Here is an 18,816-nt window from a genome sequence, read left to right as displayed (position 1 = left end):
TATCCTGTTCTGGTTTCCCCTAGCCGTCCGACCGTGGGCGGTTGGGGGTCGTGGGCACGCCGCTGCCCGGTCGGGCACGCCGGCGCTCGCCGTGCCCGGTGACCATCCGGGACACCGGCGGGAGGTGCGACGGTGGAGCAGGGGCGGCGAGGGGGGAGCCCCAGGGGGGCGACTTCTTCAGCAGGAAGAAGGAGACGAGGCACAGGATCAGCTCCGAGCTCGCCTCCGCGGCCCAGATCCCGGTCAGGGAGAACAGGCGGGAGGCCAGCAGCAGCACCGGCAGCTTGACGAGGAGGATGCCCCCGAGGGTGAGCAGCAGCGCCTCCCTGGCCCGGCCGACCGACTGGAACGAGGCCGCCGTGACCATGACCACGCCGGTCAGGGGATAGGAGAGCGCCAGCAGCCGCAAGGCGGTCTGCCCTTCGGCGACGATCGCGCTTTCCTTGGAGAGCAGGGCGATGAGCACCGCCGGGTTCAGCAGGCAGACGCCGCAGACGAGCGATCCATAGACGACCGCGGCGCCCAGGGAGAGCCGGATGGTCTCCCGCACCCGCTCGAACTGCCGCTGGCCGAAGTTGTACCCCAAAAGCGGCTGCATCCCCTGGACGACGCCTGTCTGCGGCGTGATCAGCCCGGAGTAGAGCCGGCTCACGATCGCGAACACGCCGAGGGCGCTGTCGCCGCCGCTCATCCTGAGCAGGTTGTTCGTGGCGATGGCGACCAGGCTGACGCTGAAATTCTTGATGAGCGAGGGGAGCCCGATCGTCAGCACCTGGGTGATGATGGGCCAGTCCGGCTTGAAATGAGCCGCCTTGATGCGATAGGAGCGGTTCTTTCTGAAGAAGAAGAAATAGACGCTCATGCCGGCCGAGATGGTCTGGCCAGAGACCGTCGCCAGGGCGGCTCCCGAGACGCCGATCCGCAAGACGATGATGAAGAGCCAGCACAGGACGATGTTGACGCTGACGGGGATGATCCAGATGGCGGTCGAGTACCTGGCGTTGCCGTCCGCCCTGATGATGGCCGAGTAGCCGGTGCTGGTGATGGCGCCCAGGAAGATGATCCGCCCGTACTCGATGGCATAGGGGGCGATGCTGTCGGTGGCCCCGAGCAGGTAGACGATCGGCTCGATGAAGGCCGAGCCCAGGACCGTGATGGCGAGCGCCGCCGTCCAGAAGATCAGGAACGTGTTCGCGACCGTCCGGGAGGCCTTCTCCACGTCCTGCTCGCCGAGCGCCCGGGAGACCACCGAGGCGCCGCCGGCCCCGACGGTCGTGGAGACGGCGCCGAGGGCGATCAGGACCGGCGAGACGATCGAGGCCCCGGCGGCCGCCAGCGAGCCGATGCCCACCGAGAGGAAATAGATGTCCGTGATGCTGTAGGCGGCATAGACGAGCAGCGAGAGGGTCGTCTGGGAAGACATCTCCACGAGCAGCTTCCCGATCTTCTCCGTCCCCAGGCGCTCGACCCTGGAGTTGCCGACCATGATCGTTCAGCTGGCCTTCAGCCAGTCCATGCTCGCGCTGATCATCTGCCTGGAGAGGTTGTAGACGGAATCGGTGTCGTAGTTCCGGTAACAGCACTCCGTGTTCATGACCAGGGCGAGGTGCAGCGAGTACAGGCAACATCTTTGTTCCTCTTCGCGGGTGAAGGAGGTCTTGCCGTAGCCGCGCATGCTGTTGGTGATGCCGTCGCTGAAGAGCGACCGGAACTGGGACTCCATCAAGGGATCGGCCCAGAGCACCCTCTCGAAGTCGATGATGCCGGTGACCCTGCCGTTCTTGACGAACAAATTGGGATCCCATGCGTCCCAGTGGACCAGGCGGGGCGTGGTGATCTCCTCCAGCGCGGAGGCGTGCTTGAGGACGGCGGCGCGGATCTCGTCGTAGCCGTGGTCGTACGCCACGTTCTTCCTCGCGCCGTCGTCGAGCACCGACTCCATGATCTCGAGGAACGCCTCTCTCCAGGTGCTCGCGCGCAGGTCCGGGTTCCCGTCATAGCCGAAATAGGTGCCGGTGAAGCCGTTGATCTCCCGGATGATCTCGCCGACGTGCCGGTCGACGGACGCCTGCGCCTCGGGGGGCAGGCTCGACCTCACGTGCTCGAGGTTGTCCCCGGCGATCTTCTCCATGAAGAAATAGTCCGAGTCGCAGAGATCGCGGGCGTCGTCGTAGAAGTAGACCTCGGGCACCGGAATGGCAGGGTTCTGCCGGACCAGGCGCATGGCGGCGACCTCGGTGGCCATGATGTTCTCCTCGTACGACATGACCTCCGCGCCCCTCGGCGGCGCGATCTTGAGGATGACCTCGCGGCCGTCGGCGAGCCGGACGTCGTAAGCCGCGTTGAACCAGCCTTCCTTCAGCTCGCGCACGGCATCCTCGCCGTCCGCGAGCGCCGCGCCGCCAAAGGCCCTGGCGGCCATGGCCGCGATCTGCGGGCGTGTCTTCGTGTTCTTTGTCTTGCTCTCCACGGCTTTCCCTTGGTCGTCGACGGCCGGTGTGATCAGCGCAACAGTGCCCGTCGTGCTGGACTTGGGCCGCTGTCGGGGCGCGGCCGGGAGTGTACCAGGGCGCGGAGCAGGGGGACCGGCTCTTTGCGGCAAACCATGGGTGCTGCGCGTGCGCGCCGGTCGCCGGGAGGGGCTCCCGGACCCAGCCTTCTCGGTGTGGCCGGCGGCGGCGGGCGCGTGCTGGAGCGGCAGCGGCTCCTGACCGGCCGCGCGACCTACCCGCCTCCGCGGCGGCGAGCGGCGTGTGCGGGCGCGGATCACACAGCCGGAGGGGACGCGAGCGTGGACGCAGGCCTACGGGACCGTGGAGCGACGAAGCTGCCAATTGACTTGGGATCGCCGCAGCAAGTATCTCAGAGTGCGTGCGTCGCTCGATCTCCTGGCTGCTGCCATGTGCTCTCGGGATGTCCGTCGCTGGTGTCGGGAATGCGGCGAGCGCGGACGAGCCCTACGCCGATCCGGACGCGCGCGCGGCGTCGATGACGGCGGGGCTGCTGCGCCGCGCCAGGCAGGCGCAGGCGGCCGGGCGGCAGGTGGCGGCCGCGGCGACCTACGAGCGGGCGCTGGAGGCCGCGCAGGGGGCGTGGACGACCGACGCGGAGCGGGCGACGATCGCCGGTGAGCTCGGGCTGGTCGAGCTCGCGCTGGGGCGGCATCGGGACGCGGCGACCCACCTGGCGGAGTGCCTCCAGCACCGGGGCGTGATCAGCGGGTGGCTCCGCGGCCAGGTCGATGATGGCCTGCAGCGCGCCGCGAAGCGCGTGGCGACGGTCTACGTGACGACAAATCCGCCGGGCGCCGAGGTCCTGATCGACGGGCAGGCGCTCTACCCGCCGGAGCCGGTCCACGAGGTGTTCGTGGAGCCGGGAGAGCACACCGCGCGGGCGCGGCTCGAGGGGCACGAGGAGGCGGTGAGCTCGTTCACCGCCGAGGCTGGCCTGACGCACCCGATCGCCCTCAAGCTGCGGCGCCTTCCGGAGCGCGTCGCGCGCGCGCCGGAGGCGGCCCCTGCTGCGCCGCTCTCGGCGGCTCCGGCTGCGCCTCCGGGGTCGACCTTCCCGCTGGCGGAGCTGCGCATCGGCGGGGTGGCGCTCACGACGGCGACGGTGGCGGCCGGCACGGTCTTCCTCCTGCGGTCTGGCGTCCTCCGCGACGACCTCGCCGCGCAGGAGGCCGCGCTCCGCCGCGGGGGAGGGGACCCGTCCGCGTGCGGGGGGGCGGACGCGCCGCTGGCCTGCACCGAGCTCCGCGACACGGCCGAGGCGCGGGACCTGTTCCACGGGCTCGGGGTGGGGACGCTGGTGGCGGGCGGCGTCTTCGCGGCCGTGACGGTGGCCGCGTTCCTCACGGATCCGTCGTACCTGGCGAGCGAGCCGGCCCGCCAGGGCGTCCGCGTCGTGCCGGTGATGACGGCAGAGCGGGCAGGGGTCTTCCTTCAGGGCACGTGGTGACAAGGCACGTCCTGCAGGGTACGGAGCTCTGTATCGGTGACTGCGCCGTTGGCAGGCGACGTTCCACGTTGAACCATCGGAGGTTCCCCCTCGGCTCTCCCCCCGGGCCCCCTCAGCCCTCACGCCCCCCGCGCTTGCCGTCCAGCCGCGCCAGCACCGCGCGCGGCGACATCGTCGCCCGGTACACGTAGATCTCCCCCGCCTCGTCCTCCCCCAGCACCTCCTCGCTCACGCGGAGCTGCTTGCCGACCGCGAGCAGGATCCTCGCCGGAAACCCCTTCCGGATCAGCTCGACGCGCCGCCACACCGCGTCTCGGCTCCAGAAGCCGAACGCCTCCAGGTACACCTCCTCGCCGGTCTCCGCGTTCAGGAACACGAGGTCCGGGGCGCACACCACCTCTCCGGGCAGCGCGAACAGCCGCTCGTTCGGCGACACGGTCCAGGGCGATCCGAGCTTTTTGAACCCCTCGCAGAACGCGTCCAGCTCCGGCGTCGTGTCCGCGAGCTCGCGCCCGTGGAACACGAGCCCGTCCGACGGGCCCATCTCGACGGCGAGCGGCTCCTTGTCGCGCCCCCAGCGCAGCTCGGCGCGCAGCCGGAACGAGGCGCACGAGAGCACCGACGGCAGGAACATCGCGAGCCGCAGGCCGTAACGCTGCACCGCATCGAACAGGCTGAACGGGCCGTCGAGCACGATCGTGTAGCCGGAGACCGGATCGCCCTGGACCACGTGGATCAACCCGTGAAACCGGGCCGCGCGGAAGATCCGCCGGTACCGCGGGGCGCTCTCGCCCTCGATGCGGATCGTCACCTGCGTCGCCTTCAGCAGGATCGACTGCGCCAGCGACAGGTTGTACCGGTCGAGCAGGATCTCCGGCGCGTCCGCGGCCGCGCGCCGGAGGATCTCGGCGCCGCGCAGGTCGGCGTAGAGGCCCGCCTCGATCGCGGCGGGCGTCGTGCCGAGCCGGGCGGCTACCTCGTCGAGCACCGCGGCGCGGTCGAAGCGGGCGCGGACGTCGAGGGCGCGGTGCGCCGCCGCCGCGGCCAGGAACAGCTCCCGCCGGAGCGCCTCGGGGTCGACGCCCTCCTGCACCTCGTACTCGCAGCCGTCCTCGAGCACCTTCCGCAGGCCGAGCGCGGCGACGCGATCCCGCGCGGGGACCTCGACAGCGTCGAGCGCGGCCTCGACGTCGTCGCGGCGCTCGCCGACGCGCTGGGACAGGATGTCGATGTACGCGCGCGCGACCGGGAGCAGCCGCTCGGCGGCGGCCCCGCGGAGGTACTGCGGGACCAGCAGCCCGGCCCGGCGGCGGACGCGGACGAGATCACTGGTAAGCAACGTGCTCCCGGCGCTTGTCGCTCACGCGCTGCTCGCTCGTGCCGAGGGCCACGAGCTCGTAGAGGATCGCCGTCTTGTTCTCGCTCCGCCGCAGGATGCGGCCGAGCCGCTGGACGTGCTCCCGCACCGAGCCGCTGCCCGACAGGACGATCGCGACGTTCGCCTCGGGCACGTTGACCCCCTCGTTCAGCACCTTCGACGTGACCACCGCCGACAGCGCGCCGCGGTTGAACGCCTCGAGGATGGCGCTGCGCTCCTTCACCTTCGTCTGGTGCGTGATCGCCGGCAGCAGGAACTGCCGCGAGATCTGGTAGACCGTGGCGTTGTCCTCGGTGAAGACCAGCGTGCGATCCGCGCGGTGGGCGTGGAGCAGCCGCGCGAGCACGTCGATCTTGCCGGGCGCGCAGAGGGCGAGGCTCCGCTGGCGGCGGTACGCCTCGAAGGCGCGGCGGCCGGCGTCGGACTGCGAGCTCAGCAGGATGAACTGCCCCCACCCCTCGGGCATGCGGATGCCGTTCGCGCGCAGGAAGCCGATGTACACGGCGCGCGCCGCCTCGTACGCGGCGCGCTCGTCCTCCGAGAGCGGGACGTCGAGCCGGACGACGTCGTAGGCCGCGAGGTACTGCCCGGAGAGCTCGGTGATCTCCCGGCGGAAGACGATGGGACCGATGAGGTCGTCGTAGCCCCGGCCGTCCGCGCGCTCGGGGGTCGCGGTCAGGCCGAGGCGGAAGGGCGCGAGGCACATCTTGGCGGCGAGCGCGTACGACGGGCTCGGCAGGTGGTGGCACTCGTCGAAGATCACGAGGCCGAAGCGGGCGCCGAGCCGGTCCATGTGGGCGTGCGCCGAGTCGTAGGTGGTCACGGTCAGATCGAGGACGTCGTGGTAACCGCCGCCGAGCAGGCCGATCGGGACGCCGAACGCGGCGGAGAGCCCGTCGTACCACTGGTTCAGGAGATCGAGCGTCGGGACGACCACGAGCGCGCTGCGCTGCCGCGCGGCGATCGCGAGCGTCGCGACGAACGTCTTGCCCGCGCCCGTCGGGAGCACGACGACGCCGCGGCTGCGGCGCCCGGCCCACGCCTCGAGCGCCTCGCGCTGGTACGGGAAGGGGTCGTGCTTGGCGAGCGGCTCGAGCGGCAGCGCCTCGTACTTGCGGGCGGCGTCGGTGAAGGGGACCCCGCGGGCGCGGAGCCGGAGGACGAGCTCGGCGTAGTCGATGGCCGGCACCCGGTAGACGCGCTCGCGCGCGTCCCAGCGGCAGGACGCGGGCAGGCACGCGGGGTCGAGCGGCGCGCCCTCCGCGGCCGAGCCCGGCGCCCCGTCGCCGCCCGGCGCCTCCGCCGGGAGGGCGCTGCCGTCGAGCTCGCCGGCCGGCGCCAGCGCGGGGCGCGGCGCGACCCCCTCGATGCGGAGGGTGCCGCCCTGGAAGCTCAGGACGATCGGCGCTGTGCGGACCGGCTCGGTCATCGGCGCCCTCTTTTGCCGCGGGCGGGGCCGCGTGCCAAGCCCGGAGCGCGACGATCAGGCCAGCTCGGTCGGCATCATGGACGCGCCGCGGATCGGCGCGCGGTAGCGGACCCACACGAGCGGGGACTCGTGCAGCGTGATCGTGAGGGTGGTGCCGGCGTTCAGCGGGAGCCGGCGGCCGAGCTCGCGGTGGATGTGGCGCGCGATGAGCTCCGGGGTCGAGCGCTTGCCCTCGAAGGCCGGGTGCTCGTCGAGGTTGCGGTAGTCGATCTCGGCGAGCACGCCGCGCAGGCTGTCCCGCAGCACGCTCGTCTCGACCACCTGGCCGAGCGGCGACAGCTCCTCCCGGTCCACCTCCACGCTGACGGTGTAGGTCGCGCCGTGCAGGCGCTGCGCAGGGCCGAACTGCTCCCCTTTGAGGCTGTGGGCCACCATGATGTGATCGCGGACGCCGACCGTGTACATGCTCGCACTATACCCGTCGTTCCGGGGCTGGAGGGAGATCCCAATCGCCTGCCGCGGCGCGCGGGAGTAAGGTGCGGACGGGTCCCCGCTCGGCCCGGCGCGGCGGCGGGCGGGTTCGTGCGGGACGCAGTGACCGGTCGACCGTTTGCGAGGGAGGATCGCCGATGAACAGCGAAGCGAGCGTGCTGGCCCCTGGGTTCCTCATCGCGTCGCCGCCCCTGGGCGATCCGAACTTCGATAAGACGGTCGTGCTGCTGGCGGTCCACAGCGACAGCGGGGCGCTGGGGTTCGTGGTGAACCGGCCGGCGCCGATGACGCTCGGCGAGCTCCTGTCGTTCGCCGGCTACGGCAACGAGCTGAAGGACCCGGCGCCGGTCTACCTCGGCGGGCCGGTCCAGCCGAGCTCGGGGTGGATCCTGTGCCTCGATCCGGCGCTCGGGGCCGAGGAGACGGGCGTGATCCCGGTGGGCTCCCGGGTGCGGGTCACGTCGTCGCGGAGCGCGTTCGACACGCTCGCGGCCGACGCGGTGCGCGGCGCGGCCTCGACGGACCCGCGGAGGCGGACGGTGCTCCTCGGCTACAGCGGGTGGGGGCCCGGGCAGCTCGAGCGGGAGATCGCCGCGGGCGCGTGGCTGCCGGTGCCGCTCGACGAGCGGATCCTGTTCGACGTGGCCGCGGAGCAGCGCTGGGAGCAGGCGTATGGGCTGCTCGGGCTGCGCCCGATCGAGGTGCTGTCGATGCGCAGCATCGGAGAGGCGTGAACGCGGACGGCCGGAAGGCTCCTCCTGATTGACTCGGCCCCGGCGCGCACGAACCTTCCCGGTCGCGCCCCGCCCCCCGGGGAGGGCGCCGTGCGGGCCTTCACCTCCGCAGCGGCCGGCCCATCGATGCAGAGAGCACACGCCACGAGAGGAGCCATCATGGAGATCAACATCGGAATCGACGCCAAGACCCGCGAGCAGATCGGCGCTGGGCTCGGCCGTGTCCTCGCCGACACGTACACGCTTTACCTGAAGACGCACAACTTCCACTGGAACGTCACGGGTCCCATGTTCCAGACGCTGCACCTCATGTTCGAGCAGCAGTACAACGAGCTGGCGCTCGCGGTGGACCTCGTCGCCGAGCGCATCCGGGCGCTGGGCCTGCCCGCGCCGGGGACCTACAAGCAGTTCGCGGCGCTTTCCTCCATCAAGGAGGAGGACGGCGTCCCCAAGGCGACCGACATGATCAGGCGCCTCGTCGAGGGTCACGAGACCGTGGCGCGCACCGCGCGCGAGCTCTTCCCGGTGGCCGAGCAGGCCAACGATCAGCCCACCTGCGATCTGCTCACCCAGCGGCTGCAGGTCCACGAAAAGACCGCGTGGATGCTGCGCAGCCTGCTGGAGTAGCCCCCGGCCGCCCGGGCTCGGCCGGCGGCAGGGCGGGCCTGGGCGTCCGGCTCAGCGCCGGTGGGGGACGAGGAACCCCTCGGGGTCGACGGCCACCGCGCGCTGCTTCAGGAGGCGGCCCACGGCGCGCTTGAACGCCTTCTTGCTCAGGCCGAAGATCGCCCGGATCTCGTCCGGGCTCGAGCGGTCGCCGACCCGCGGCGCGCCCGGGCGGGCGAGCCGCGCGAGGATCGTCTGGGCGTCGTTCTCGAGCTCCTCGTGGGCGTGGCCGCGCAGCGAGAGCTCGACCTTGCCGTCGGACAGCACGCTCGTCACGCGGAACCGCGCCGCCTCGCCGCGCGCGAGCGCGTGCGGCTCGTCCGCGGGGACCAGGCCGACGAACCTGCGCTCGATGATGACGAACAGCCCGAGCTCCGGCTCGTTGCGCCACGCCTCGCCGTCGACCCACTCGTCCAGATCGAACTCCCCCTTGTCGCGCAGCATCTCGCTGACGCGCATGGTCCCCGCGAGGCGGCCGGTCCTGTCCAGGATGAGCCCCACCGGGTGCCGCTGACCGACCCGCAGCTCGCGGGTCTGCTCCGCGTGCGGGACGAGCAGCTCCTTCGGCAGACCCCAGTCGACGAACGCGCCGAAGCGCGTCACGTCGGTCACCTCGAGGAAGGCGACCTCGCCGAGCGCGACCTTCGGGCGGCGCGCGGTCGCGATCGGGCGATCCTCCGAGTCGAGGTGGACGAAGACCTCGATCTCGTCTCCCTCCTGCGCCCGCTCGGGCACCTCGCCGCCCGGCAGGAGGAGCACCGGCGCGTTCGGGCGCAGGTCGCCCGGGTCGGGCGAGAGGAACGCGCCGGGCGGGCCGAACCGCCGTATCGGCAGGGTGACCACGCGCCCGAGGAGATCGTCGTACGGCATCGGCGCGCAGTCTTGCACAGGCGGGGCGGCGCGTCGCCAGCGCGAGGGAGGCGAGCGGCTCGGACTCCCGATCTCCGGGGCGGGGCCTGGTGGCGTCACGACGAGCACGCGCACATCGAGCTCGCGCTCGCGGCCGGCGCCCCGCGCTGAGCGAGGCAATCGACGGGGCGAGGGAGCAATGGGGCGGCGCCGCGACAGGGCCCGAAGCGGCCGCGCTGCTGCTCGCGCCGCCGGAGGGCTCCGCGCTGCGGCACGCCCCGCTTGGCATCGGCCCCCGTCCGCCCCACGCAGGGCTGGCAGCCGGGAGACCGAGCACCATGCCGGTGCGCGGGCCGGGCTGCGCGCGCCGCTCCTCGCGGCTCGGGCGCGCTCCTGCGAGCCAGCCCGGCCCCTGCGAGCCGCTCCCCGCGGAACCTCCTCCATGACAGACAGCTCCGGATACCGCATGTACGTGTTCCGCAGCGGCCGCCGCGACGTCCCCGGGCCGCGGCTCGTCGCCGAGCTCGCGGACGACCTCCGGGCGCTCGCCGCCCCCGCGGGCGCCGATCGCGATCGCGGGGTCGTGCTCCGCGCCTTGATCCGCGCCGGCGAGCTCGAATCCATCCTCGCCGACGCCGGCGCGGTCGGCGCCTCCCTGCTGGCGCGGCTCACGGACGAGCTCGCCGTCATGCTGGTCGGCGGCGACGGCGCGGGCGCGCTCGCGATCCCGGACGGTCCGACGTCGGACCACGGACAGCCAGACGCCTGGCCACGGACGGCCAGCCGCCCGACCACGCCCGAGGCCCTCGCGGCGCTCGCGGCGATCGACGTCCCCGCGACGGTCCCGACCTCGCCGCCCGAAGGGTTCTCCTTTTACGCGCTCCACCCGCTCGATTTCGCCCGGCTCGCCGAGCGGCTCGCGTCCCCGCCGGCGCCGGTCCGGGTCGTCGGGATCCGCAGCATCGGCACCACCCTGAGCGCGGTGACGGCCGCGGCCCTGCGCCGGCGGGGGATCTCGGCCGGCCGCATCACCGTGCGCCCGTCCGGGCACCCCTACGACCGCCGCGTCGAGCTCGGCGCCCGGGAGCGCGCCTGGGTCGAGGACGGCATCGCCGAGGGGGCGCAGTTCTGGATCGCCGACGAGGGGCCGGGCCTCAGCGGCTCGTCGTTCCTCTCCGCCGGCGACGCCCTGGTCGGCGCCGGCGTCCCGCGCGGGAACATCGTTTTCCTCGGCTCTCGCGCGGCGGACCCCGACGCGCTCGTCGCGCCCGACGGCGCCCGCCGCTGGCGGTCGTTCCGCGCCGAGCGCGTCGTGGGCGGGAAACAGGTCCCGGCCGATGCTGGCGAGTTCATCGGCGCCGGGACCTGGCGCCGCCGCTTCTATGACGACGAATCGCGCTGGCCGCCCTCCTGGACGTCCATGGAGCGATTCAAATCGCTTTCCCGCGACGGCTGCCGGATTCTCAAGTTCGAGGGCATGGGTCGCTATGGGGCCGAGTGCCTGGAGCGGGCCCGCGGCGTCGCTCAGGCCGGCTTCGGTCCGGCGCCGCGCGACGAGGGCGAGGGCTTCCTCTCGTATCCATGGCTCCCCGGCCGGCCGCTCGAGGCCGGCGACCTCTCCGCCTCCGTGCTGGAGCGCCTCGCCGATTACTGCGCCTTCCGCGCCTCGGCCTTCCCCGTCCCGAGCCCCGCGACCGACGAGCTCATTGCGATGGCACGCACCAATTTCTCAGCAGAGATCGGAAATGAGCTCCCGGGGGAGCTCCACCTGGAGATCGCCCGTCCCGTGCTCGTGGATGGCAAGATGGATCCTCACGAGTGGCTCGGGTCGGCCTCGGGCGAGCTCTTCAAGGTGGACGCGGCCGGGCACGGCGACGATCACTTCCTCCCCGGCCCCACGGACATCGCCTGGGATCTCGCCGGGGCCATCGTCGAGTGGCGGATGGCGCCCGACGCCCGCCGCGCCTTCCTCGATCGCTACCGGCGCCGCTCGGGCGACGACCCCGAGCGGCGCTTGCCCGCATATCTGCTGGCCTACGCGCTCCTGCGCCTGGGATACGCCGCGATGGCCGCGGCGGTGTCGCTCCCGGACGAGGGCGAGGCGCGGCGCCTGACCGCGGCGCGGCATCGCTATCGCGCCGCCCTGCTCGAGGGCCTCGCCCCCGCGGCCTCTCGGGGCGCGCTCGGGTAGCGCCGATGGGCCGGCTACGGAACACACGTCTCTCGGTCCCTTCTTTCCTGACGCTGCTGTACGGAATTTCCGCGATGGTGCAAAGGTCGATGCGGAGATAGGTTCACGGCGCCGTATCCATGATTCGTCCGCGGCAGCCCTCGCGCGGAAGCTGGTTCGAGCTCGACGCCCGTCGCTGACCGAAGAACGCACGCTCATGCTCAAGCGCCTGATCCTCATTGCCGGCTCCTCTTCGAGCAGCGATGAACCATCGGCCCGCGGGACACCGCTGCTCTCCACTGCCGACAAGGCGGCGCTCTCCCGGGAGTTTCCCGGCGTGGAGATCGACGCGCCCTGTCCGCCCGGGAACGCGCCCCACGCCGCCGTCGACGCCCGCGCGTGGCGCGCCTCGCAGCTCGATCTGTGGGCGCTCGACACGCACCTGCACGCGCTCGACGCCCGCGGCCTCTTCGATCTCCGGCTCGAGGGGCTCGATCGCGGGAGCGCGGCGCGCACCGCCTACGAGGTCCTCACCCGCTGCCAGCGCTTCCTCCGGAGGAGGAACGTCGCCTCCGCGACCGCGGTCTTCGCCCGGGTCCTCGGGCGGCACCGGGAGCTTTACGATCTCGACAGGCCGCTCGTCCGGGCCGACTACGATCATGCGATCGACGTCTGGCAATGGATGCTCCGGCTCGATCCGCGCGCGTCGGTCGCCGCGCAGGCGGCGGCGCTGTTCCACGACGTGGAGCGGCTCGTCTCCGAGGCGAACGTCCGGATCGAGCACCGCGCCGCGGACTACCAGGCCTTCAAGGACGAGCACGCGCGGCGCGGGGCGGCCCTCGCGCGCGCCGCGCTCGCCGGGGTCGGGCTCCCGCCCGAGGTCCTCGATCGGGTCGGCGCGCTGGTGGCGTCGCACGAGCGGCCTGGGGACGACGCCGAGCTCGCGCTGCTCAACGACGCCGACGCGCTCTCGTTCTTCTCGCTGAACAGCGCCGGGTTCCTCGATTATTACGGGCCCGAGCACACCCGCGTCAAGGTGGCGTACACGCTCCGCCGCCTCCGGCCGGAGGCGCGGGCGCTCTTGCCGCGCGTCCGCTGCCGCCCCGAGGTGGAGGCGATGATCCTCGGCGAGCCGAGGCGGACGTCGGCGCCGGCCTCGGCGGAGACGCAGGCCTAGAGGAGGTCCGGTTCGCGATGAGGCTCGTCATCTTCGGTCTGACGATCAGCTCGTCCTGGGGCAACGGCCACGCCACGCTGTGGCGCGGCGTGATCAACGCCCTCGGGCGGGCCGGGCACCGCGTCACCTTCTTCGAGCGCGACGTCCCGTATTACGCCTCGCACCGGGATCTGTCGTCGCTCGCGCACGGCAACGAGCTCCGGCTCTACGGCTCGTTCGACGACCTCCTCCCCGAGGCCCGGCGCGCCGTCCGGGAGGCCGACGCGGCGATGGTGACCTCGTATTGCCCCGACGGCGGCCCCGCGACCGAGGTGGTCCTCGAGTCGCGCGGCCTCAAGGTCTTCTACGACCTCGACACGCCGGTGACGCTGGATCGGCTGAACGCCGGCCAGCCGGTCGGCTACATCGGCCCGCGGGGCCTCGTCGATTTCGACTGCGTGCTCAGCTACACGGGCGGCGCGGCGCTCGACGCGCTCCAGGCGAAGCTCGGCGCCCGGCGGGTGTTCCCGCTCTACGGCAGCGCCGACCCCGAGGTGCACCGCCCGGTCGCGCCGCGGGAGGAGCTCCGCGGGGACCTCTCGTACCTCGGGACGTACGCCGCCGACCGGCAGGAGGCGCTCTCCGCCCTGTTCCTGGAGCCGGCGAAGCGGCTGCCGCAGCGGCGGTTCGTCATCGGCGGCTCGCTCTATCCCGACGATTTCCCGTGGGCTGAGAACATCTATTACATGCGCCACGTGGCGCCGCCGGATCACCCGGCGTTCTACTGCTCCTCGCCGATGACGCTCAACATCACCCGTGGAGCGATGGCGGCGATGGGCTACTGTCCTTCCGGTCGGCTCTTCGAGGCGGCCGCGTGCGGGACGCCGATCCTGAGCGACAGCTGGGAGGGGCTCGACCGGTTCTTCACGCCGGGGGAGGAGATCCTCGTGGCGAGGACGACGGACGAGGCCGTCGCGGCGCTCTCGCTCTCGGCGGCCGAGGTCGCGGCCATCGCCCGCGCGGCGCGCGAGCGGGTGCTCGCGGAGCACACCGCGGCGCGGCGCGCGGCGGAGCTCGTGGCGATCCTCGAGTCGGTCTCGGCGCGATGAAAGGAGGCAAAGGGCGATGTGGGGAGTGATTCCGGCGGCGGGCCTGGGGAGCAGGATCCAGCCGCTCGCGTTCTCGAAGGAGCTGCTCCCGGTGGGCACGCGCCGGGACGGTGACGTGGAGCGGCCGCGCGCGGTCAGCGAGTACCTCATCGACCGGATGATCCTCGCCGGCGCGACGCGGATCTGCATGGTGATCTCGCCCGGCAAGTCGGATATCGTCGAGTATTACGGCGCGAGCGTCGGCCCGGCGCACATCTGTTATGTGGTGCAGCCGGTCGCCGCGGGGCTCTGCGACGCCATCTTCCGGGCGCTCCCCTGGATCCAGCCGGAGGAGGAGGTCCTCGTGGGGCTCCCCGACACGGTCTGGTTCCCGGAGCACGGGCTCCGCGCGCTCGACGGCGGGGGCCTCTCGTTCCTGCTCTTTCCGGTCGAGCACCCGGAGTTCTTCGACGCGGTGGTCACCGACGAGAAGGGCAGGGTGCTCGAGATCCAGGTCAAGCAGCGGGACGCGCGCTCGCAGTGGGTCTGGGGCGCCTTCAAGCTCACGGGGATGGTGATGCGCGAGCTCCACGAGCTCTGGTGCGAGCGCGGGCAGACGGACCCGTACATCGGGACGCTTGTGAACGAGTACCTCGCGCGCGGCGGCAGCGCGCGGGCGGTGCGGGCTGGCGAGGCGTACGTCGACGTGGGGACGCTGCATGGCTACCGCGAGGCCATCCAGCTCCTCAGCGGCGCGGCCGTGTGAACGGAGGAGCCATGGAGCGGAGCGTGGGGAGCGTGCGGGACGCGCGGAACGTGCAGAACGTCGATGACGCGACGAAGTTGACCCGGGAGCAGATCCAGGAGCGCGTGCGCGGGCTCGGGCAGTGGTTCCACAACATCGATCTCGGCGGGGTGAAGACGGCGCCGGATCATTTCCTGGGCGATTATCCCGCGTTCAAGTGGAAGGGCTTCGCCCACGCGATCCCGGCGGATCTCACGGGCAAGACGGTCCTCGACATCGGCTGCAACGCGGGCTTCTACTCGCTCGAGATGAAGCGGCGCGGGGCGGCGCGGGTGCTCGGGATCGACAGCGACGACGATTACCTGGCGCAGGCGCGGTTCGCCGCGGAGGTCTCCGGCGTGGACATCGAGTTCCGGAACCTCTCCGTGTACGACGTCGGGAGCCTCGGAGAGCGCTTCGATCTCGTGCTCTTCATGGGCGTCCTGTACCACCTCCGCCACCCGCTGCTCGCGCTGGATCTGCTGCATGAGCACGTGGTCGGGCACACGCTGGTCTTCCAGAGCATGCAGCGCGGGAGCGCCGAGGTGATGCCGCTGGACGGGGACTATCCGTTCTCGGAGAAGCGGATCTTCGACGAGGCGGGCTATCCTCGGCTCCACTTCGTGGAACACAGCTACTCGCACGACCCGACCAACTGGTGGGTGCCCAACCGGGCCTGCGCGGAGGCGATGCTGCGGAGCGCCGGCTTCGAGATCGTGAACCACCCCGAGCCGGAGGTCTACATCTGCCGCCGCCGCGAGCGGGCGGACGGCGTGCCCGGCGCGGTCTACCCGGCCAGGCGAGCCGGCGTGAATGGAGAGCAGGGATGATCGAAGCGGTGATGCTCTGGAACGAGCCCAACAACAAGTCGCACTGGGATTTCGAGATCGATCCCGAGTGGACGACGTACGGCGCGATGGTGAAGCTCGCCGCGGACGCGATCCGGAGCGAGCGCCCGCAGCTGCCGCGCGTGCTGGGCGGCATCTCGCCGATCGATCCTGCCTTCATCGCCAACATGGGTCGTCAGGGCGTGCTCGATCACGTCGACGTCGTCGCGGTGCACGGCTTTCCGCTCGACTGGAACCACTGGCAGATCCACGAGTGGCCGAGCAAGCTCGAGGAGATCCGCGCGGTGACCGACAAGCCGCTCTGGATCACCGAGATCGGCGTCTCCACGTTCGGCGCCGAGGAGGTGCAGGAGTTCGGCCTGAAGCGGAGCGCCGAGCTGCTCCGCGGCAAGGTCGATCGGGTCCACTGGTACAGCCTCTACGATCTGCCGCGCGCGTGGCCGGCGACGACGCGGCACCGCGAGGCCGAGGGCTCGTCGTACTACCGCCATTTCTACATGGGCCTGCTCCGCGAGGACGGGACGCCCAAGCGCGCGCTGCGGCTCTTTCCGGAGTACACGCCCGATTTCGGCGTGTGCCAGTGGTTCCATTTCGAGGACCACCGGCTGGACGACGCGGTGGAGTGGTTGAAGAAGCTCGGGGTGCGCCATCTCCGCACCGGCCTGAGCTGGGCTGACAGCTTCCGCCCTGGCGCGGACGCCTGGTTCGACCGGCAGATGAGGGCGATCGAGGCGTTCGATGTGACGCTGACCTACTGTTTCACCCCGGAGCACGCCGGGGTCCGGCCGCACCACACGAGTCCCCCGCTGCGGCTCGAGGAGTTCGCGGAGTTCTGCGCCCGCATGACGCGGCGCTATGTGGGGTAGGCGGCGGCCGTTCGGCTGCCGGAGCCATCTCTCCCTGCGCGGATGCGGCCTGTCCTGAACGCGCCGTCGAGGGGCGCCTGCTCGTCTGTCCGTGAATGACGCGCCCATCTGGCGCGCCGCGTAGCCGTTTGGTAGGCTGGATGTCGCGCGCGTTCTGTGCCCGGACGACCGGACGTCGCGCACGCCAGGTGGCTCATGTCGCACGTCACGAGCAGCCCGAAGCGAGAGAGACCCGAGGCGCACGGCGGCGCCTCGGGGGGCTCCGGCCGGCGCGGCAGGCGCGCGGAGGGGCGGGAGGCGCTGCCGTGAACCTCGCCTCGCTCCGCCGCCAGGGCCGCACCCCGCCGGACCTCGCGTGGCCGCCGTTCTCGTGGCTCTCGTCGGGCCGGCCGCCGCGCTGCCTCGTCGTGGTCGCCCATCCGGACGACGAGACCCTCGGGCTCGGCGCGCGCATCGGCCGGCTCCAGCCGATCGAGGTGGTGCACGTGACCGACGGGGCGCCCCGCGACAGCCGGTTCATGCCGGCAGAGCTCGCCGACATCGGTCGCGAGCGCTACATCGCCCTCCGGCGCGACGAGGTGACCCGCGCGCTCGCCCTGGGCAGCGTGCCGGCGTCGCGGCTCAGGTGCCTCGGCGCGGTGGACCAGGAGGCCATCGAGGAGGCGCCGAGCCTCGCCCGGAAGCTCCTCGAGCTGTTCGCCCGGACGCGGCCCGAGGTGGTGATCACCCACCCCTACGAGGGCGGTCACCCCGATCACGACGCGGCGGCGCTCGCCGTCCATGCGGCGGCGGTGCTCGCCCTCTGGAACGGCGTCACCTCGCCGCTGATCTTCGAGGCGGCCTCGTACCACGCCGCGCGGGGTCACCTCGTCACCGGCGAGTTCCTCGCGCAGCCGCGCGTCCCCGAGATCGCCCTCCGGCTCTCGGGCGACGAGGCGTCGAAGAAGCGCGCCATGCTGGCCTGCTTCTCCAGCCAGAAAGAGACGCTCGCCCCGTTCGGCGCCGAGGTCGAGCGCTTCCGGCCGGCGCCCGCCTACGATTTCCGGATGCCTCCGCACGAGGGGGCGCTCCATTACGAGCGCCTCGGCTTTCCCATCGACGGCGCGCGCTGGCGGAAGCTCGCCATCAAGACGCTGACGCTGCTCGGCCTCGATCGAGAGCGATGCCTCTGACGGTCCTGCACGTCGGCTATCCGCTCGCGCCCGTGGGTCCGGACGCCGTGGGCGGCGCCGAGCAGGTGCTCTCGATGCTCGACGAGGCGCTCTCGCGCGGCGGCCACCGGTCGATCGTTGTCGCGCCGGAGGGCTCCGCGTGCGCGGGGACGCTGGTCGCCACGCCGGCGCCGCCGCCGGGTGCCGTCCTCGATGAGGCCGCCAAGGAGCGGGCCTGGCGCCACCACCGGAGCGCCATCGCGCGGGCGCTGGATCTGTATTCGATCGATCTCGTCCACCTGCACGGCGTCGATTTCGATCGCTACCTGCCCGAGCCCGGCGTGCCCGCGCTCGCGACGCTCCATCTGCCGCCGAGCTTCTATTCGCCGGCGGTGTTCCGGATCGAGCGCCCGAGGACGTTCCTCCATTGCGTCTCCGCGACGCAGCGGCGCGCCTGCCCGCCGGGGGCGCGGCTCTTGCCCGAGATCCCGAACGGCGTCCGGCTGGAGCATTACCGGCCGAGGCGGTACCGGCGCGGCTTCGCGCTCGCGCTCGGCCGGATCTGCCCGGAGAAGGGGTACCACGTCGCCGTCGAGGCCGCGGTCCGGGCCGGGTCGCCGCTGTTCATCGCCGGACAGGCGTTCGGCTACGAGGAGCACACGCGGTATCTCCGGGAGGTCCTTTTGCCGATGCTGGGCGGCGCCGGGCCGGCGCGGCGCTTCCTGGGCCCGGTCGGCCTGGTCCGGAAGCGCCGGCTGCTCGCGGCGGCCCGGTGCCTGCTGGTGCCCAGCCTGGTCCAGGAGACCAGCTCGCTCGTTGCCATGGAGGCGCTCGCCTCGGGCGCGCCGGTGATCGCGCTCCGCGGCGCCGGCGCGCTGCCGGAGATCGTGGAGCACGGCCGGACGGGGTACCTGGTGGACGATGCCGCGGAGATGGCCGAGGCCATCGCGATGGCGGACCGGCTCGACCCGGCGGAGTGCCGCCGCGCGGCCGAGGAGCGCTTCTCGGCGGCGAGCACGGCGGCGGCGTATCTGGAGACGTACCGCCGGATCCTGCGCGAGGGGTGAGCGGGAGGCGCTGGGAGGCGCCCTGGGGTTCCTCACCTCTGTATTTCCGTTCTTCCGGCAAGGCACAGGCGGACCTGGTGAACAGCACATCGGGTGTGTCGTTGACCGCAGCTGGCGGATCCTTCCGATGGTGGTCACGCCTGGTCGCCCGCAGGTTGTTCGGCAAGACCGGGCTCGG

17 protein-coding genes are annotated in these 18,816 nt (G+C 72.1%); 11 read left to right on the top strand and 6 right to left on the bottom strand.

Annotated elements, in window-relative coordinates:
• Positions 1-19: 19 nt before the first annotated feature.
• Both NQZ70_RS40410 and NQZ70_RS40405 read right to left on the bottom strand, forming a co-directional pair.
• A complete protein-coding gene (locus tag NQZ70_RS40410) occupies positions 20-1,486 on the bottom strand; it encodes an MATE family efflux transporter (RefSeq protein ID WP_129578980.1) in 1,467 nt (488 codons plus the stop codon).
• A gap of 6 nt (positions 1,487-1,492) precedes the next feature.
• Complete coding sequence (locus NQZ70_RS40405) at positions 1,493-2,470, bottom strand: phosphotransferase family protein (RefSeq protein ID WP_129578979.1); 978 nt, start codon at positions 2,468-2,470, stop codon at positions 1,493-1,495.
• 443 nt (positions 2,471-2,913) lie between these two features.
• Between NQZ70_RS40405 and NQZ70_RS40400 the strand changes: the two genes are divergently transcribed.
• Positions 2,914-3,960 carry a PEGA domain-containing protein gene (locus NQZ70_RS40400; RefSeq protein WP_129578978.1) on the top strand — a complete coding sequence of 349 codons (1,047 nt, stop codon included), beginning with the start codon at positions 2,914-2,916 and terminating at the stop codon, positions 3,958-3,960.
• 112 nt (positions 3,961-4,072) lie between these two features.
• On the opposite strand, the gene NQZ70_RS40395 is transcribed toward NQZ70_RS40400, so the two are convergent.
• Genes NQZ70_RS40395 through NQZ70_RS40385 form a run of 3 tightly spaced genes read right to left on the bottom strand, consistent with a single transcriptional unit; the run spans position 4,073 to position 7,232 of the window.
• Positions 4,073-5,299, bottom strand: a complete 1,227-nt coding sequence (locus NQZ70_RS40395) for a DUF790 family protein (protein ID WP_129578977.1) — start codon at positions 5,297-5,299, stop codon at positions 4,073-4,075.
• Positions 5,286-6,767, bottom strand: a complete 1,482-nt coding sequence (locus tag NQZ70_RS40390) for a DEAD/DEAH box helicase (RefSeq protein ID WP_129578976.1) — start codon at positions 6,765-6,767, stop codon at positions 5,286-5,288. Before NQZ70_RS40390 ends, NQZ70_RS40395 begins: the two co-directional genes overlap by 14 nt.
• Positions 6,768-6,821: 54 nt before the next feature.
• Positions 6,822-7,232: a 6-carboxytetrahydropterin synthase gene (locus NQZ70_RS40385; protein WP_129578975.1), complete on the bottom strand. Its 411-nt coding sequence runs from the start codon at positions 7,230-7,232 to the stop codon at positions 6,822-6,824.
• Positions 7,233-7,396: 164 nt separating this feature from the next.
• On the opposite strand from NQZ70_RS40385, the gene NQZ70_RS40380 reads away from it, so the two are divergent.
• Positions 7,397-7,993, top strand: a complete 597-nt coding sequence (locus NQZ70_RS40380; protein ID WP_129578974.1) for a YqgE/AlgH family protein — start codon at positions 7,397-7,399, stop codon at positions 7,991-7,993.
• A 159-nt stretch (positions 7,994-8,152) separates the two neighbouring features.
• Positions 8,153-8,620, top strand: coding sequence for a Dps family protein (locus NQZ70_RS40375; protein WP_129578973.1), 468 nt, complete (start codon positions 8,153-8,155; stop codon positions 8,618-8,620).
• 51 nt (positions 8,621-8,671) lie between these two features.
• Here NQZ70_RS40375 and NQZ70_RS40370 read toward each other — a convergent pair whose 3' ends face one another.
• Positions 8,672-9,529 (bottom strand): S1 RNA-binding domain-containing protein, encoded by an 858-nt coding sequence (locus tag NQZ70_RS40370; RefSeq protein ID WP_237244487.1) that lies wholly within the window; start codon positions 9,527-9,529, stop codon positions 8,672-8,674.
• 421 nt (positions 9,530-9,950) lie between these two features.
• Here NQZ70_RS40370 and NQZ70_RS40365 point away from each other — a divergent pair, with 421 nt between their 5' ends.
• From NQZ70_RS40365 to NQZ70_RS40330, 8 genes are all read left to right on the top strand, one after another.
• Positions 9,951-11,699 (top strand): hypothetical protein, encoded by a 1,749-nt coding sequence (locus NQZ70_RS40365; RefSeq protein ID WP_237244486.1) that lies wholly within the window; start codon positions 9,951-9,953, stop codon positions 11,697-11,699.
• A gap of 196 nt (positions 11,700-11,895) precedes the next feature.
• A complete protein-coding gene (locus NQZ70_RS40360) occupies positions 11,896-12,855 on the top strand; it encodes a DUF4202 family protein (RefSeq protein ID WP_129578972.1) in 960 nt (319 codons plus the stop codon).
• Between the two features lie 17 nt (positions 12,856-12,872).
• Positions 12,873-13,943, top strand: coding sequence for a glycosyltransferase (locus NQZ70_RS40355; RefSeq protein WP_129578971.1), 1,071 nt, complete (start codon positions 12,873-12,875; stop codon positions 13,941-13,943).
• 16 nt (positions 13,944-13,959) lie between these two features.
• Entirely contained in the window at positions 13,960-14,688 is a 729-nt protein-coding gene (locus NQZ70_RS40350; protein WP_129578970.1) for a nucleotidyltransferase family protein, read from the top strand.
• An 11-nt stretch (positions 14,689-14,699) separates the two neighbouring features.
• Positions 14,700-15,536 (top strand): TIGR04290 family methyltransferase, encoded by an 837-nt coding sequence (locus tag NQZ70_RS40345; protein ID WP_207217609.1) that lies wholly within the window; start codon positions 14,700-14,702, stop codon positions 15,534-15,536.
• Complete coding sequence (locus NQZ70_RS40340) at positions 15,533-16,420, top strand: glycosyl hydrolase (RefSeq protein WP_129578969.1); 888 nt, start codon at positions 15,533-15,535, stop codon at positions 16,418-16,420. The genes NQZ70_RS40345 and NQZ70_RS40340 overlap by 4 nt, the downstream gene beginning before the upstream one ends.
• A gap of 305 nt (positions 16,421-16,725) precedes the next feature.
• Positions 16,726-17,592, top strand: coding sequence for a PIG-L deacetylase family protein (locus NQZ70_RS40335; RefSeq protein ID WP_165374408.1), 867 nt, complete (start codon positions 16,726-16,728; stop codon positions 17,590-17,592).
• Positions 17,583-18,638, top strand: coding sequence for a glycosyltransferase family 4 protein (locus NQZ70_RS40330; RefSeq protein ID WP_129578967.1), 1,056 nt, complete (start codon positions 17,583-17,585; stop codon positions 18,636-18,638). The genes NQZ70_RS40335 and NQZ70_RS40330 overlap by 10 nt, the downstream gene beginning before the upstream one ends.
• The last annotated feature ends 178 nt before the right edge of the window (positions 18,639-18,816 follow it).

Source organism: Sorangium sp. So ce836 (assembly GCF_028553905.1).
Classification (GTDB): Bacteria; Myxococcota_A; Polyangia; order Polyangiales; family Polyangiaceae; genus Sorangium; species Sorangium cellulosum_D.
Note: the sequence above shows the minus strand (reverse complement) of the source record. Positions and strands in the feature narration are given on the sequence as shown.